General features: G+C 57.7%; 15 protein-coding genes and 3 pseudogenes. 9 read left to right on the top strand and 9 right to left on the bottom strand.

Annotated features, from left to right (window positions below; genetic code table 11):
- Positions 1 to 33: 33 nt before the first annotated feature.
- The 3 genes from KGB21_RS10110 to KGB21_RS10100 all read left to right on the top strand — a co-directional run bounded on the left by KGB21_RS10110 (position 34) and on the right by KGB21_RS10100 (position 3623).
- Positions 34 to 714, top strand: coding sequence for a nitroreductase family protein (locus tag KGB21_RS10110; RefSeq protein ID WP_223505018.1), 681 nt, complete (start codon positions 34 to 36; stop codon positions 712 to 714).
- A 234-nt stretch (positions 715 to 948) separates the two neighbouring features.
- Positions 949 to 2022 carry an NAD(P)-dependent alcohol dehydrogenase gene (locus KGB21_RS10105; RefSeq protein ID WP_223505017.1) on the top strand — a complete coding sequence of 358 codons (1074 nt, stop codon included), beginning with the start codon at positions 949 to 951 and terminating at the stop codon, positions 2020 to 2022.
- Between the two features lie 503 nt (positions 2023 to 2525).
- Entirely contained in the window at positions 2526 to 3623 is a 1098-nt protein-coding gene (locus KGB21_RS10100; protein WP_223505016.1) for an alkene reductase, read from the top strand.
- A gap of 77 nt (positions 3624 to 3700) precedes the next feature.
- Here the strand turns inward: KGB21_RS10100 and KGB21_RS10095 are convergent.
- The 3 genes and pseudogenes from KGB21_RS10095 to KGB21_RS10085 form a co-directional block, all read right to left on the bottom strand.
- Positions 3701 to 4066, bottom strand: a pseudogene (locus tag KGB21_RS10095) (EamA family transporter); the annotation flags it as partial.
- Positions 4065 to 4265, bottom strand: a pseudogene (locus tag KGB21_RS10090) (SDR family NAD(P)-dependent oxidoreductase); the annotation flags it as partial. The pseudogenes KGB21_RS10090 and KGB21_RS10095, both read right to left, overlap by 2 nt.
- A gap of 21 nt (positions 4266 to 4286) precedes the next feature.
- The gene (locus tag KGB21_RS10085; RefSeq protein ID WP_223505084.1) at positions 4287 to 4691 is read right to left on the bottom strand and encodes a cupin domain-containing protein; all 405 of its coding nucleotides are present in this window, start codon (positions 4689 to 4691) and stop codon (positions 4287 to 4289) included.
- A 234-nt stretch (positions 4692 to 4925) separates the two neighbouring features.
- Here KGB21_RS10085 and KGB21_RS10080 point away from each other — a divergent pair, with 234 nt between their 5' ends.
- The 3 genes from KGB21_RS10080 (at position 4926) to KGB21_RS29585 (ending at position 6656) form a co-directional block, all read left to right on the top strand.
- Positions 4926 to 5837 (top strand): LysR family transcriptional regulator, encoded by a 912-nt coding sequence (locus tag KGB21_RS10080; protein ID WP_223505083.1) that lies wholly within the window; start codon positions 4926 to 4928, stop codon positions 5835 to 5837.
- A gap of 163 nt (positions 5838 to 6000) precedes the next feature.
- Positions 6001 to 6219: a hypothetical protein gene (locus KGB21_RS10075; protein WP_223505015.1), complete on the top strand. Its 219-nt coding sequence runs from the start codon at positions 6001 to 6003 to the stop codon at positions 6217 to 6219.
- Between the two features lie 128 nt (positions 6220 to 6347).
- Positions 6348 to 6656, top strand: a complete 309-nt coding sequence (locus tag KGB21_RS29585; RefSeq protein ID WP_223505014.1) for a hypothetical protein — start codon at positions 6348 to 6350, stop codon at positions 6654 to 6656.
- 125 nt (positions 6657 to 6781) lie between these two features.
- Here KGB21_RS29585 and KGB21_RS10065 read toward each other — a convergent pair whose 3' ends face one another.
- A complete protein-coding gene (locus tag KGB21_RS10065) occupies positions 6782 to 7336 on the bottom strand; it encodes a YdeI/OmpD-associated family protein (protein ID WP_223505013.1) in 555 nt (184 codons plus the stop codon).
- Positions 7337 to 7474: 138 nt separating this feature from the next.
- Here KGB21_RS10065 and KGB21_RS10060 point away from each other — a divergent pair.
- Positions 7475 to 8310 (top strand): annotated as a pseudogene (locus KGB21_RS10060) (MBL fold metallo-hydrolase).
- 68 nt (positions 8311 to 8378) lie between these two features.
- Here KGB21_RS10060 and KGB21_RS10055 read toward each other — a convergent pair.
- From KGB21_RS10055 to KGB21_RS10045, 3 genes are all read right to left on the bottom strand, one after another.
- Positions 8379 to 9011: a carboxymuconolactone decarboxylase family protein gene (locus KGB21_RS10055; protein ID WP_223505012.1), complete on the bottom strand. Its 633-nt coding sequence runs from the start codon at positions 9009 to 9011 to the stop codon at positions 8379 to 8381.
- A 197-nt stretch (positions 9012 to 9208) separates the two neighbouring features.
- On the bottom strand, positions 9209 to 10420 hold the full coding sequence (locus KGB21_RS10050; protein WP_223505011.1) for an MFS transporter: 1212 nt from the start codon (positions 10418 to 10420) through the stop codon (positions 9209 to 9211).
- Positions 10417 to 10575, bottom strand: a complete 159-nt coding sequence (locus KGB21_RS10045) for a hypothetical protein (RefSeq protein ID WP_155292758.1) — start codon at positions 10573 to 10575, stop codon at positions 10417 to 10419. Before KGB21_RS10045 ends, KGB21_RS10050 begins: the two co-directional genes overlap by 4 nt.
- 179 nt (positions 10576 to 10754) lie before the next feature.
- Between KGB21_RS10045 and KGB21_RS10040 the strand changes: the two genes are divergently transcribed.
- On the top strand, positions 10755 to 11663 hold the full coding sequence (locus KGB21_RS10040) for a LysR family transcriptional regulator (protein ID WP_223505010.1): 909 nt from the start codon (positions 10755 to 10757) through the stop codon (positions 11661 to 11663).
- Between the two features lie 95 nt (positions 11664 to 11758).
- Here the strand turns inward: KGB21_RS10040 and KGB21_RS10035 are convergent, their stop codons facing one another.
- Entirely contained in the window at positions 11759 to 12628 is an 870-nt protein-coding gene (locus KGB21_RS10035) for an autotransporter domain-containing protein (protein WP_223505009.1), read from the bottom strand.
- A gap of 150 nt (positions 12629 to 12778) precedes the next feature.
- Between KGB21_RS10035 and KGB21_RS10030 the strand changes: the two genes are divergently transcribed.
- Positions 12779 to 13321, top strand: a complete 543-nt coding sequence (locus KGB21_RS10030; RefSeq protein ID WP_223505008.1) for a DUF5990 family protein — start codon at positions 12779 to 12781, stop codon at positions 13319 to 13321.
- A gap of 252 nt (positions 13322 to 13573) precedes the next feature.
- Here the strand turns inward: KGB21_RS10030 and KGB21_RS10025 are convergent, their stop codons facing one another.
- Complete coding sequence (locus tag KGB21_RS10025; protein ID WP_034148776.1) at positions 13574 to 15070, bottom strand: Fic family protein; 1497 nt, start codon at positions 15068 to 15070, stop codon at positions 13574 to 13576.
- Positions 15071 to 15180: the final 110 nt, after the last annotated feature.

Genomic DNA, 15180 nt, shown 5'->3' with positions numbered 1-15180 from the left:
CTGGTATCTGCTTTCATCAACGGAGACCGGATCTTGAATCCGACCGAATTTGAGGCGCTTGAACGGTTGCTGCAGCGGCGCCGCAGCTGCCGCGCATTTCTTGCGCAACCTGTTGACCCCGCACTGATCACTCGCCTGTTCGCCCTGGCGCAACGTACTGCGTCATGGTGCAACACGCAGCCCTGGCAGGTGATCGTGACCCGTGGCGCCGCCACCGAGCGCTTCCGCGCCGCGTACATCAACGAGCTGCAGAACGGGTCGCCGGCGCCTGACTTGCCGTTCCCCGGTGAATACCGGGGCGTGTATCAGCAGCGTCGCCGTGAATGTGCACGACAACTGTACGAAAGCATCGGCATCGCACCGGGAGACCGCATCGCCAGCCAGCAGCAAACCCTGCGCAATTTTTCACTTTTTGACGCGCCGCATGTCGCGATTATTACCAGTGATCGCACGCTAGGCACCTATGGTGCGGTCGACTGCGGCGGCTACGTTGCCAACTTGCTGCTGGCAGCCGAGGCACTTGGCCTGGGGATCATTGCCCAGGCCGCACTGGCCAGCCACGCTGCGTTTGTCCATCGACATTTCGGAATCGACGAGGATCGCCTCGTGGTATGCGGTGCTTCCTTTGGCCATGCCGACCCCGACTCACCTGCCAATGGCTTCCACACCACCCGAGCGCCCGCGCAGGAGACGCTGTTGTGGCATGACAGCTGATATTGCATTGCTGAATGTACCGACGCCATCGCTGGCAAGCCAGCTCCTACAGGGGGGTATGGCATGCACGAAGATTGTGTTCGCCATCGATTTCTGTGGGAGCTGGCTTGCCAGCGATGAACGATAACGCGGTGAACCTGAAGGCATTCGTGCCAGCAACCTTTGATCAGGCCATCCGGCAGTGTCCTGATTTCGTGCTGAACTCAATCGCAGCACTGATCAGGAGGGATCACCATGGCCACCATGAAAGCCGCAATATTCGTCGAAAAAAACCGGATTGTGCTCGACGACAAACCCATCCCCGAAGTCGGGCCACTCGATGCCCTGGTTCGCATCACGACCACTACGATCTGCGGCACCGACGTGCATATTCTGCGTGGCGAATACCCTGTGGCCAAGGGCCTGACAGTCGGTCATGAACCGGTTGGCATCATCGAGCGGCTCGGCTCGCAGGTGCGCGGTTTTGTCGAAGGCGAACGGGTGATCGCGGGCGCGATTACCCCCAGTGGGCAAAGTTACGCTTGCCTGTGCGGCTGCGGTTCACAGGATGGCCCGGATACCCGGCACGGCTTTCGCGCCACCGGTGGCTGGAAGTTCGGCAATATCATTGATGGTTGCCAGGCCGAATACGTATTGGTGCCCGATGCGCTGGCTAACCTGTGTCCGATACCGGATGGTCTCAGCGACGAACAGGTGCTGATGTGCCCGGACATCATGTCCACTGGATTCTCAGGGGCGGAGCGAGGCGCGGTGGAGATTGGCGATACCGTCGTGGTGTTTGCCCTGGGGCCGATCGGGCTTTGCGCGGTGGCCGGTGCACGGCTTAAAGGCGCCACCACGATTATCGGCGTCGATGCAGTCGCCGAACGCATGAGCGTCGCCAAACAACTGGGCGCAACCCATGTAGTCAATTTCAAGCACGGCGATGTGGTTGAGCAGATCATGGCCCTGACTGATGGGCGTGGTGTCGATGTGTCCATTGAAGCATTGGGCACTCAGGGGACCTTTGAATCGGCGCTGCGGGTTCTGCGTCCGGGCGGTCGACTTTCCAGCCTGGGGGTTTACTCCAGTGACCTGCGAATCCCGCTCGATGCTTTCGCTGCTGGCCTTGGGGATTACAGCATCATCACGACCTTGTGTCCCGGTGGCAAAGAACGCATGCGACGTTTGATGGCGGTGGTGGCAAGTGGCAGGGTCGACCTGTCGCCGCTGGTCACTCATCGCTACAAGCTCGATGACATCGAAGCGGCGTATGAACTGTTTGCACACCAACGGGATGGGGTGATGAAGGTGGCGATTACTCCGTGAAGATCTATGGGGAAAAAAGGTTTTGCACAAGTCGTGAAACAACCATGAGCGTACATTTGCGCTATCTAAAGAGGCTAATAATTGACGTGCAACAACCCAGGCCTTTGAATGAGCGTCTTTTAAACGCGTCGTAGCGCGCCCATTCAACGGCCAGCGAGATAGTCAGTGCTCAAATTCCTTCAGGAAAGAAGACGGCAGGAGCTTAAATCGGCCAAACATCAAAGAAAATTCATATGTTCTTAGGCTGACATCTGGATTTTTTGATGTATTCCAGGGCGTCCCCATCCAACGTAGGAGCTGCCGCAGGCTGCGATCTTTTGATCTGCCTTTAAAAGATCGCAACCTCGTTGCACTCGACAGCTCCTGCACAGCACAAACAGCCACGCCATTGATCCGGTTTTATCCCCTCGAACTGGCTGTTGAAGTCGATTTCCACTACACCCAAACAGTTGTGAAACCGGCTTCCCGACGCCATCGATACCCGATTACCTGGAGTCAAAACCATGTCCGATAACCAACGATCCGATCTGTTCGCGCCACTCACGATCGGCGCAATCAAAGTCGCCAACCGCATTGCCATGGCCCCGTTGACACGTTCTCGCGCGAACATGGATGGCGTGCACACGCCGCTGGCAGTCGAGTACTACCGGCAGCGGGCGAGTGCGGGGCTCATCATCTCGGAGGCCACCAATATCTCACGGCAGGGCCGCGGCTATGCCTTTACGCCGAGCATCTACACACCGGAGCACGTGGCAGCCTGGCGTCAAGTCACCGATGCGGTGCACGAGGCGGGCGGCAAGATCGTGTGTCAACTGTGGCACGTCGGCCGGATGTCTCATGTGAGCCTGCAAGAGAACGGCGGCGCGCCTGTGGCGCCCTCGGCCATCCAGGCCGGGGAAGTGGTTTTTCTCGAATCGCAAACCCTGGATGCGCCTTCGATGCCCCGTGCACTGGGCACCGAGGAAATCCCGTTGATTCTGGAGGATTACAAACGCGCCGCTCGCTGTGCCCTGGAGGCCGGATTCGATGGCGTCGAGGTGCATTCGGCCAACTGCTACCTGCTGGAGCAGTTCATTCGCGACAGCACCAACTTGCGTACCGACCAGTACGGCGGTTCGGTGGAAAACCGCATTCGTTTCCCGCTGGAAGTGGTGCAGGCGGTATCGGAGATCTGGGGTGCAGATCGAGTTGGCGTGAGACTGTCGCCCATCACCCGCGCGGTCGGCGATACGCCACTGGACAGTGATCCGCAGGGGACTTATGGCTACTTTGCCAAGCAGGTCGGGCGACTGGGGCTGGCGTATCTGCATTGCGTGGAAGGTCAGACTCAAAGCGACAATGAGGCCGACGCCTTTGACTTCAAAGCGCTGCATGCGGCTTATGGCGGTCGCTACATCGCCAACAACAGCTACGACCGGCAGATGGCCCTCGACGCCGTTGCCTCAGGCCACGCCGACATGGTGGCTTTCGGGCGCCCCTTCATCAGTAATCCGGATCTGGTGGAGCGGCTGAAGCTCGATGCGCGGCTCACGGAACCGGACCGCAATACCTTTTACGGTGGAGGCGCGGCGGGATACACCGATTACCCGACCCGCACCTGATATACCCGGTTGCCTGCAGGTGCCGCGGCTCGGCGCATGATTCATTGGCCCTGACCATCGGCTTTGCGCTCCTGCCGTCAACCAATGATGATCGTACCGATGGCAATCACCGCGCATGCCAGTACCTTTCGGACAGTCAGTGTCTCGCCCAGGAAGAAGTATCCGATCAATGCGGCGAACAACACGCTGGTTTCGCGCAATGCCGATACCGCGCCCATGGGCGCGGCGGACATGGCATAGATGACGATGCCATAGGCCAGGAGTGAAACCAGCCCGCCGATGCAGGCCGTCATGAACCCGGGCCGGAAGGTGAATAAACTCTTCGCGTCGCGCACGCCGACATACACCAACGGCATCAAGATCCCCCACAGGGCGCACATCCATACCGTGTAGGCCATCGGCGCGCCGGACAGGCGCACGCCAATGCCATCCGTCACGCTATACCGATTCGCGCGAAGAAACGTCGACCACGGCTGTGGTGACTTCGAAGCCTGCGTCGAGCAGCACCTTGGCCGCTGAATTGGCGTTCTCCTGGCGCAGGTCGGCCAGCACGACATGCTTACCCGCGCTGACACGGCGGGCAATCGCCTGACCAATTGAACCCGCCCCTATGACGACCGTGACTTTGCTGGTGCTTTGCATGAAGACCTCGTTTGAACTCGATTAAAACCCTGGGGCGTATTGTTCGTCGCTGACCTGTTCCATCCAGTCGACCACTTTGCCGTCCAGCACTTCGGCAATGGCGATATGAGTCATAGCAGTGGTGGCGGTTGCGCCATGCCAGTGTTTGACATTAGGTGGGATCCATACGGTGTCCCCCGGTTTGATTGAACGAACCGGTTGCCCCAGCTCTTGTACCAGGCCGGATCCTGCCGTGACGATCAAGGTCTGACCTAGCGGATGGGTATGCCAGGCCGTGCGAGCACCCGGTTCAAAGGTCACGGTGGCACCGCTGACACGAGCCTCTTTTGTCCCCTTGAAGGGCGCGTCGACACGAGCAGTGCCAGTGAAGTAATCGGCTGGTCCCTTGGCAGAGGGTTGCGAGCCGTTCGGGTTAATGACGAGCATGGATTTGTCCCCCTCTGCGGTTGCATCAAAAGCGAGCAATGACAGCGACAACGCTGCGCACGCGAGATTTTTCATGACGGTTCCCTCAGGGCAATAGCCGTCTCTGACGACTTGAAATCGATTAATGGTGGAGCGAAAAGATGACTCGCGGGAAGCGAGATCTGAAATCTATCAGCTCCTCATTAATATGATTAGGCGCTAGAATCAGAAAATACATATGTGGGGAATTCATTAATGCTTAGGGAAAATGCCAGTGATCTGCTTGCCTTCCTCGCCGTCGCCAAGGAGCGAAGCTTTACCAAGGCCGCCGCCAGACTCGGGGTGTCCCAATCAGCGCTGAGCCATACGATTCGAGGCTTGGAAGCGCGGCTTGGACTGCGTTTGTTGACGCGTACAACGCGCAGCGTTTCGCCCACCGAGGCAGGCGAGCGCCTGATGAGACGAGTGGGCCCCCACTTCGAAGAAATCGAAATAGAGCTGGCTGGCCTGAGTGATCTGCGCGATACCCCCGCTGGCAATATTCGTATCAACGCGATGGACCATGTGCTGGATCAGATCATTCGGCCCGTGCTCAAAGACTTCCTTCCCAAATATCCCGACATCTCGGTGGAAGTCTGTTGCGACTACAGCTTCGTCGACATCGCCGCACAGGGCTTTGATGCCGGGGTCAGGTTAGGCGAGGACGTGGGGGAGGGCATGATTGCCACGCGCATCGGGCCGGATATGCGAATGGCAGTGGTTGGATCTCCTGGCTACTTTGCCGAACGTGAAATACCCGCGACCCCTCGGGCGCTCACGGCTCACTTGTGCAACAACCTGCGGTTGCCAACGAATGGTGGTTTGTACGCCTGGGAGTTCGCCAAGGATGGCGAACGTCTCAAGGTTCGCGTGACTGGCCAAGTCACCTATAACGGCGTGTATCAGTTATTAGAAGCGGCACTGGACGGTTTCGGGTTGAGCTACGTGCCCCATGACCTTGTCGAGCCTCACCTCAAAGCCGGACGCCTGATTCAAGTGCTGGAAGACTGGTCGCCCTGGTTTTCCGGTTTTCATCTTTACTACCCGAGTCGGCGCCAGGCGTCGCCCGCGTTTGCGTTGCTGGTGGATGCTTTGCGTTACAAAAAACAATCCTTACCAACCTCCTGATGACTGCGAGCCAGGTTGACGAGTTTCGGGCTCTGACAGGATGCAGACTTGGTCCGAGCGTTCGCTATTTACCGCCCGCTCATCTGCTCGGTCGCACACTTTTCACCTGCCAATTTCAAACTGATACGGCCCAGAAAAGCTGGACCTCATTGGTGAGGTGGGTATGTCTACCGATTCGAGTTTTCAAGACCAAACACAAGGTTCTGTTCCATCCAAGCCTGAGCCTGATTCAGATGAGCCGACGCTGGATCCAGACGATCCGAATAAATACGATCCGTTGAAAAACCCAAGCGATGATCGTCCAGAAGACTGGAAAGAACCGGGTGAGAGGACTACACCAGAGGCAGATGAAATAACGCCGCTATCAGACGATATGCGATAGGAGAGAAAGCCCGGCCAGCAAGCCGGGTTTTTTGTGTCCGCCGTTTGTCCAATGGCAGGCACTTGCAGCGCACGACCGTTTCTCATGTTTAAGCACGGAAAACCCGCGCATTAGATCGGAGAGCCACCATGGAAATTGACGAGAACGCACCAGGCAATAAGTCGCAGCAGCGCGAAACACGCACCACGGACAACGAAACTGGCCACGACCCGAGCTGGAACCAGTACGAAGTTCCGTTACCGACCGACGATGAAGCGCCTGTCGATGAAGATATGGCTGATGTGGCTGCTACTGATTCGGTATCGAGTGAGCATCCAAAAACTGGTACGAACAGCCACGTCGATAACCCGGACAACGACCCACAGATGAACGACCAGGACGAAAACGATAAGGAGGCTCGCGGGATGCCCGCGAGTGACCCTGAATCAGGTGCCTGAATGAGTTCGGATGATTTCCGATGCCCGCGCAACGCGGGCTTTTTTACGCCTCGAACAATCAAGTTAAAAGGCCGGCTTGGTGGGTCCGGGTGAACGAGCCGAACGATTTGAACCTGATGCACTATCTAAGAGTTATCCGTCTCGGGCGCACGGAAGGCCTTACTGTAGTAACCGGACTGGTCGAAACAGCAAACGTGCTTCTTGCCGGATGCGAGCATCTGGCAGGCATCACCGATGCGTTTTGCGCGGGTCTCGAGTTGCTTGGCTGAAGTAATCCAGTGAATCCAGTCTATTCGTGCGATGGTCGTCGTATTGTTCCAGACTTTACGTGCCTCAGGAGTGGCTGCCAGTGCCTCCTGAAAATCTGCCGGGATTTCAGGCTCGGGTTCCTTCTTCACAGGGGCTAGCTCCAGTGTAACGATGTCGCCAACAGCCGCGCCTGCGGCTTCGAGCATCTCTCTGCTGACCCGCAGCCAGTGGCTCAGCTGACCATCCGGCTCAAGGGTTGCCTGGAAGTGATGCGCATTGATTGTGCCTTCAACGGTCGTCCTGCCTCGCCTCGGAAGCCGTTCACTCGCGTCTCCTGGCAGTACCAGGAACGCCCAGGACGTATCATTACCAGGCTTTGCCGGACGGAGAAGCTTTGCTTCGAATCGGGATTTCACATCGATTGTTGTCATTGCAACTCCGAAACGTGGATGATCCGGCCCACTCCACGCGGGTGGGTTAATGACGGGTGGCCATGGCTTAACCTGAAACCCTGATTCGAGGCCTCGTGCACAGTGTGCGGGGCCGTCAGGAGCAAGGGGTTAAGCGTCGTGAGTCGTACCATTTCCACTCTGGCAGGAACCCGCCGCAAACTGGACGGCGGCGTGGATGACGCCGGACCTGGACAACCGGGTCGACATTGCGTCACGGGCATTGCTGGTGCAACAGGATGGAAAAAACATCCTCGTGCTGGCCGGTGCCGATGCGCTGCTGGCGCCGATACCCCGTGCCTGCCGCTGCCAGCCATCCGTTTCAGGGTTGCTGGAAAGCCTGGCACAGCATGGCACAGCATGGCTTGGGCGAAGACGATATCGATGCGGTGGTGCTGACCCATCTGCATGCACCGCTGTCCGAGGAGTTGCTTGAACGGGTCAGGGAAGGGGAGATGCCACGGCTACTGTTTCGCAAAGCGCATTACCTGGTGGGCGAACGTCACTGGGTGCGAGCACGCCACCCGCACCCAAGTGATCGAGAGCTGTTCATCTCGCCCCTTTTGCATCGCCTGGAAAACAGCGGGCGCCTGATCCTGATCGATGGCCATAGCTGCGACCGTCTCGGAAACGGCTGGCATTTTCATTTCAGCGACGGCTATACACCGGGGCAACTGTTGCCGGAAATCCTGCTGCCCGGCGGGCCTGTGGTGTTTGTCGGCGACCTGATCCCGGGAACGCACTGGCTGAGCTTGAACGTCAACAGCGCCTATGATCGCAATCCCGAATGCGTGGCCGGGGACAAGGAGCGCCTGCTCGATCATCTGGTGGCGATGCGTGGGCGCTTGTTCTTTTCCCTGGACCCGGACATCGCCATGGTCAAAGTCATGCGTGACCGGCAATCACGCTATGTTCCCTTTGATCCGTACACCTCGCTCAAACGTTTCGATAACTGAGCGTTGGTTAATGGTCTCAGCCCGTTTTTATCTGAACTCGTCGATATCCCGTCGCCACCGTTGGCTGGTCAGCCTCTGATTTTTTCCAAGGCCGAAACAATGCGCTCAGCCGCCTCTTGGTCACCACGGTGTTTGAATTCGCTGGCCACTTGGTTCAACTGCTGCGCCGTGAGACCAACATTCATGCTGATCTTCAGGTGCGACTCCAGCTGCGGCGCTAACCCTGGCATCGCGGCAAGTGCCCCAACGGTGGCCAATTCACGAGCAGCCCAATCGAGGTTGTCTCGGGCGAAGATATCGCCGAACAGATGAACCTTCAGAAACTGGTCAATCGCAGGGGCGAACTCAAACAGCGGCCCTGAGACCGGCGCACCCACCAGACGGGTTTGATTGTCGGTGCCCAGCTCGAGCAAAGCATGGCCCGACGGCACAGGGCCGGGTTCGCGTCCCGGTTCGTCGTGAGCGCCGCGTGCTTCGCGCTCTTGCAACACGCTCATCAGTAGCGCAAGTGCATTGAGGCTGCGCGGGAAGCCGGCATACGCATAGAGCTGAACGAGGATTTCCTTGCACTCACTAATCGTCAGACCGGCATCGAGACCGCGATTGAGCGCATCGCGCAAACGGGGCATATCGCCGGTCGCCATGCTGGCGCCGATAGGGGCGACAGTCAGTTGTTTTGCAGTCAGGGTTTGTTCAGTCACTCTCGTTGTCTCCGAATTGTGTGTGGTACTGGCACTCGATACGTGAGCACGTAACCCGTCCGCTGAAAACGTCACATCAGTCGCATCGGCGAGGTGGACAGCCGGTAGGGCAAATGGCATCCAGGCCGCTAACCAGAGGCCCTTCCATCCTGGGGAATGATCAATAACCATCGCATTGCTCCTTGGAATAGCGGGGTTCACTGGGAGTGCGGCACCGACGAACGTGAGGTCAGAAAGGTCAGCAGAGCGGCGAGCATCAGCATCGCGGCGCTGGCGATAAAGGTGCTCTGGTAGCCGAGAGCGTCAAACAGTACGCCACCGACGGTGGAGCCCACTGCGATAGCCAATTGAACAATCGCCACCATCAGGCCGCCGCCTGCCTCGGCGTGATCCGGCAAGGCGTGTGCAATCCAACTCCACCAGCCCACGGGCGCTGCGGTCGCAATAAAGCCCCATAGTCCGAGTAATACCGCGACAGGGATAACCCATGTGCCAGCAGGAATCAGCGCTAACGCAATAACCGCCATCAGCAGCGAGATGGTACTCAAGGTGCCGTAGAGGCTGCGCTTGAGGACTAAACCGATCAGCGTTGTGCCGCAAAAGCCAGCTACGCCTATGACCAATAGCAGCAGGGAAAGAATCGGCACGTTGACCTGGGTGACGGTTTCCAGGAACGGGCGCAGGTAGGTAAACAGCGCAAATTGGCCCATGAAAAACAAGCCAGCGGCGGCCATGCCTAGCGCCACTGTGCGATTTTTCAGCAGTTTGAAAACATTGCCAGCACCCGGCGAACGCTTCTGCGTTGCCATGCTTGGCAAGGTAATCCATTGCCAAACCAGCGCAATTAGCGCCACCGGAACCAGGCACAGGAACGCACCGCGCCACCCCACAACTGAGCCCAGATAACTGCCCAGCGGCGCTGCCACCACCGTCGCCAGGGCGTTGCCGCCGTTAAAAACGGCCAGCGCCCTTGGCACCTGTGCAGCAGGTACCAGGCGCATCGCTGTGGCTGCCGACATCGACCAAAATCCGCCAATCACTACGCCGATCAGAGCCCGCCCAGCCATGTAGATCAGGTAGTTCGGGGCAAGCGCCACAATGGTGCCCGATACGGCCATCAAACCGGTCAGGGCCAGCAACAGGGTTTTTCTGTCCAGGGTGCCGGCGATCCAGCTGATCGACAGGCTGGCCAACACCGCAAATGCGCCAGATATGGCCAGGCCCTGGCCCGCCATGCCTTGGCTGACCTGCAGGTCGTTTGCCAATGGAGTCAGCAGGCTGACTGGCATGAACTCCGAGGCAATCAGCGCGAATACGCAAAGGGTCATCGCATAAACACCTCCCCAATGACCGGTAGGCGTAGCTGTCTCGCTCAAGGCGCTGGCTCGCAGGTGGATTTCAGCGGTCATTGCAGGTGTTCCTGAAAGAACCGGGTCAGCTTGGCGAAAGGAATCAGGTCGACGCGATCGTACAAATCGACATGGCCTGCACCGTTCGACATATCGGCGCCTGACACGGTGAATGAACTGAATAGAAATCCGAGCATTACTAGAAGTTTTTTCATGGGGCGTCCTGTTTTGGGAAAGCTAGAGGTGACGCAGGCAGTTAGCGCGAAGATCGTCTCTCTTCATGGCGAGAGACTGGGATGCGGGGTAGTGTTACGCAATAACGAGATTTTGATTAGCTAATGAATGCTTAATGCGGATATAACCCTAGCTAATCAATCAATCGAGCGTGCTCGCTATGGCCAAACCCAATTTCAATGATTTGCTGGCTTTCGTGACCGTGGCGCGGGTGGGCAGCTTTACCCGCGCGGCGGTACAGCTTGGGGTGACGCAATCGGCAGTCAGCCAGGTGGTGTCCGCGCTGGAAGCTCGTTTGAAAATTCGCTTGCTCACCCGCACCACGCGCAGCGTATCGCTGACGGCGGCGGGCGAGCGATTGCTGGAAGCGGTGGGCCGTCGCTTCGATGAAATCGAGGCCGAAGTGGAAGCGTTGACCGAGCTGCGCGATAAACCGGCCGGGACGGTACGCATCACCTGCGGCGACAATGTCATCAAGACAACGCTACTGCCCAAGTTGACACCGCTGTTGCAGATGTACCCGGATATCAAGCTGGAATTCGATATCAACTATGGCTTTCGCGATATCGTCGCCGACCGCTTCGATGCCGGCGTTCGCTTCAGCGACACGGTCGCCCAGGACATGATCGCCGTGCCCATTGGCCCGCCTATACGAATGGCCGTCGTTGCTGCGCCAGGCTATTTCGCGAAAAACCCCGCCCCGGAACACCCTCGCGATCTGGCAGCACACCGCTGTATCGATATCCGTTTTCCCACCTATGACGGCGTGGATGCCTGGGAATTCGAACGTCTGGGCAAGAAGGTTAAAGTTCGTGTAGACGGCCAGTTGGTATTCAACTCCACCACCCATATCGCCGATGCTGCGGTCGGTGGCCTGGGCATCGCGTATCTGCCCGAGGACGAGTTTGCCCCGGAACTCGCCGACGGGCGGCTTATCCGGGTACTGGAGGACTGGTGTGAACCCTTCGGCGGTTTTCATCTGTATTACCCCAGCCGCCGACAACCCTCCCAGGCGTTTTCGCTGGTAGTTGATGCGTTGCGGGTTGATCGTTTGCCGCCGACCGGTTGAATCCACCGCCAAAAGAGGACATCCGAGATGCCCCCTTTGGCCAAGAGCTGACTCTGCTGATCAAGCTATTGCATCAACACCCGAATGCACGGCCTCTAAAAGTTGATTTTGAAGCCCAGCATCGCGTCGTACCCATGGCTATCCCCGTCGAACCCCTGGCGATAACCCGCCGAAGCGGTAAACGTGGTGCGACGGTTGGCCTGGTAATCCACCCCAACATTCACCTCGCCCCAGGTGCCCTGGATGTCGGCTTCAAACGGGACGTAACCCGACTCAGAGGAAAACTCGGTCTTCGGTTGCCCTTTGAACTCATGCCAGACACTGGGACGAACCCATGCGTTGGTGCGCCGTTCGCTCTTGTCGACGCCCTCGGTTTCCCAGTCTTTGGCGATGCGCACGCCGAGCCGTCCGATCAGCGATTCCACATCCTTGAAACGAATGTTGGCGCCGACGTCGTCACTGCTGTCCAGGTCGACGTAGCTGTAGATGGCCTGCAACTGAGGTTCGACGTACCAGTCCTTGTCGAACTCGTAGGGGTAGCCGTTTTCCAGAGAGGCGGTGTAGCCCCAACCGCGGGTTTTCAGTTTGGCCAGGTCGTTGGGCTTGGCCTCGATATCGAAGCGGTTGACCTGCAGCACGCCGTCCAGATACCAGCCGGAAGGGCCGAAGTGCGTCCAGTACGCGCCCACACCGTAAGCGCGCAAGGTGTCCTCACCGGCGGGACGGCGGGTGTAGTGGCTGACGCCAGCGCCGATGGTGCCGGCCGATAGCGACACACCGGCCTGCTCATGACTGCCATCGGCCCTGACTTTACGGTAGAGGTCGGTGCCGACCTGAAAGGCGGTCAGGTCGTAGTTGTACTTGGGGGTGTTGCCCAAGGCGTTCTTGCGATCGCCGTCCTGTTTGCCGCTGCGATAGATAACCCTTCCCCAGCCGCAGCTGGAGGCATGTGCTAAACGATTCACGACAGTTCGAAATACGAAAATCCCAAGCTGATAATGAACGTACTGCCGTCTGGTATCGCAGCAAGGTCAGCTGAATGGGTATCCGACACCCTTCGGGATGTTATGCGACAGCAATGTCACCTAATAATAGTTACCCAACAGAGGTCCATCTTGAGCAAAGACAAGCCAACTCAGGCCGTTCGCATGAGGGTCATTGTTGTCGCGCCGCCACCTGGCGTCCGATTCGCTGTTCAACGAGGTAGGTCGGAGCTACTTGAACCGTCCGCTGAGCATGTCGATGCTATTCAATTCGACTTCTCGCTTCGCTTGGGATCACCTCTACCGGAAGGTCCCAATTTACTTGGTGAGTTTGCGCAGGGCTCGCCCTCGGATCGCTTCGTCTACGTCAACTCAGGCACCCTTGCAGGCCAAACCGAGTCCTGCTGGTCACGTCGTGCAAAGCTGAAACTGGCCTCCATTCCGCACTCAATCGTCGAAGCTGCCGCCACTACGGCTGAGGCAATCATCGAGGTTCGCATTCCCGGCACCATGGGCGATGGCGGGCCGGTTTGCGCCTTAAGCAGCGTGCAAAAAAGGCGTTTTCACCAGTCAATGACCAAGCAGTTTGGGTCGTTTGCAGCCCTTTGCGACAGGCAGAAATCGGCCGATTCTGTTGAAAAAGTAGATCTCCTGCCTAGCCTGCTTGAGCTATGAAATAAAGTCTGTCGGGAATAAATGGAGTCTGTCGCAGGCTGCTGATTGCTTTGATCAGCGCCTGTTACAGACTTGAGGTATTCCAGTGATGGCCACGTGGGTGAACGACCGCACGCTTTGGGCCCTTTCAAAGCTGAGGAGCTTGAAAGGTTGGGCCGCCTGATAGCTAGTGGAGATGGCGGGACTGAGATGGACATGGCTTCACCCAAGGGATCTGCCACCGGTCATTCAACCGCCCCGGTCGCTAGACTATTAGTCGTCGGGCTCTGCGTAGGCTTCTGCCAGAAGGGCCTGGGCGTGACCTTCTAGGAAGTCGAAAACCTCCTCTTGGATATACCCGTTGTATTGCTTCCGCCGGCCCTTTGATACGACCCCATTCTGGTCTAAGCACTGCATTATCAGCTTGCTCAAGAGGCTGCCGCGCACGTCGTAGTTGTCATTAACCACCTTGAGCAACGTGTCGTATCGTTGCAGATACTCGGTTTCTTCCCTCAGTTCAATTTCCAATGCCCGCTTGGCCATTTCCAGCGTGAAGGCCACACATTCAGTCGCATCCCAGTAGCGATAGAGACTTGGGTCGCCGGTGAAGTTAAGCGACATGTTGTCGGCATCGATCCAACGAACGTCCCAGAATTGCCGGGCAGGTTTCGAGAAGGTCTGCAGAGCTTCAAGGTAGCGTTGCTCCTCTCGCTTCATGGCAACGGAGACAGGGAGTAACAAACCGTTCTCCAGCGCACCGCTGCAGCACAATGCCTGGTGTATCAAGAAGCGCGACAGTCGGCCATTCCCATCCATGAAGGGATGCAAGAACACGAACCCGAATGAGGCAATGCCGGCGGCCACCAGCGGGTCAAGCTCCAACGGTGCACGGTTTGCGAAGGCCATGAGTTCGAACATCAGATCCCGGCAAAGGTCTGGAGGTGGGGGGATATAGGTGACCCCTGCCGCTCCTCGAAAGGAGTTGGTCAGGTGGTTTTGTTCATGCCGGAAGGCCACCGCCCATTCAAGCGGTTGGGAAATTGCATTGTTTTGCAGAGAGACCAAGTAGTCTTCGGTAAGCGGCTGGCGGTCATGTGCCTGGCGCAGCAACTGAACGAAACGCTCTGACTTCTGCTGGCTTGGTGCTTCCTTTTCAATCGCAAATGAGGAATCTGTCTCGCTCAGGTACGCCCAGTTGATGGCGCGATCCATCATTTCCTTAGGCAAGGAAGCAATGAACTCTTTCGAACGCCCTAGAATGTCGTATTCAAGCAGGGCTTGGACCTCAGGCGTGCGCTCTACCGTCGCGCAATACTGGAGTGTCCCCAGCCCATTGAAGTCCACGCGCCAGCGGTTGTTTCGCACCGATGGGCCAGTGATGTACCGCTCTGGATCAAAAAGGAGGACGCCGGGGCCCCGAGGCTTGTCCGTGTAGTCCAGTAAAGCGCCGGAGTAGACTTCCCAGAGGAAGCAGACTTTGCGCATATAGCCACTGCTGGGAGATTGGGTTATGGCCTCGACAAGGAGTTGACCTTCAATGCGAGGCAGAGCCTGCGCCAAAATAGAGAGATTGACGCCCTCATGTTTGAGCGCAAAGATGATGTGGGCGAGAAAATCCCCAGCCTCCGGTGCAACCGCTTGCGGCACTGCAAGCGCGCCGTTGATCCGCTCAATGCGGGTGACGGGTTGAACGAGTGCCGGCGTCTTTACCCCGATAGCCTTCAGCCCCATCGCATTGATCAAATGGGCGTAACCCACTAGATTTCCCATTTTTCCCCCTGTCGTTGGCTAGATTTTTTTAACCGAGCCAAGATTTTCTTAAAATACGCGCCGAACACTCAGAAAATATTAACCGACAATGGCTGCGTAACCACTATTTT

The sequence above is a fragment of the Pseudomonas sp. GL-RE-29 genome (genome assembly GCF_019947275.1).
GTDB classification, from domain to species: Bacteria; Pseudomonadota; Gammaproteobacteria; order Pseudomonadales; family Pseudomonadaceae; genus Aquipseudomonas; species Aquipseudomonas fluorescens_A.
Note: the sequence above shows the minus strand (reverse complement) of the source record. Positions and strands in the feature narration are given on the sequence as shown.

Coding starts and splice junctions, on each gene's coding strand:
- KGB21_RS10025 (WP_034148776.1), bottom strand. CDS start 15,070: ATGGGAAATCTAGTGGGTTACGCCCATTTGATCAATGCGATGGGGCTG.
- KGB21_RS10105 (WP_223505017.1), top strand. CDS start 949: ATGGCCACCATGAAAGCCGCAATATTCGTCGAAAAAAACCGGATTGTG.
- KGB21_RS10100 (WP_223505016.1), top strand. CDS start 2,526: ATGTCCGATAACCAACGATCCGATCTGTTCGCGCCACTCACGATCGGC.
- KGB21_RS10065 (WP_223505013.1), bottom strand. CDS start 7,336: ATGACAACAATCGATGTGAAATCCCGATTCGAAGCAAAGCTTCTCCGT.
- KGB21_RS10040 (WP_223505010.1), top strand. CDS start 10,755: ATGGCCAAACCCAATTTCAATGATTTGCTGGCTTTCGTGACCGTGGCG.
- KGB21_RS29585 (WP_223505014.1), top strand. CDS start 6,348: ATGGAAATTGACGAGAACGCACCAGGCAATAAGTCGCAGCAGCGCGAA.
- KGB21_RS10050 (WP_223505011.1), bottom strand. CDS start 10,420: ATGACCGCTGAAATCCACCTGCGAGCCAGCGCCTTGAGCGAGACAGCT.
- KGB21_RS10045 (WP_155292758.1), bottom strand. CDS start 10,575: ATGAAAAAACTTCTAGTAATGCTCGGATTTCTATTCAGTTCATTCACC.
- KGB21_RS10080 (WP_223505083.1), top strand. CDS start 4,926: ATGCTTAGGGAAAATGCCAGTGATCTGCTTGCCTTCCTCGCCGTCGCC.
- KGB21_RS10085 (WP_223505084.1), bottom strand. CDS start 4,691: ATGCTCGTCATTAACCCGAACGGCTCGCAACCCTCTGCCAAGGGACCA.
- KGB21_RS10075 (WP_223505015.1), top strand. CDS start 6,001: ATGTCTACCGATTCGAGTTTTCAAGACCAAACACAAGGTTCTGTTCCA.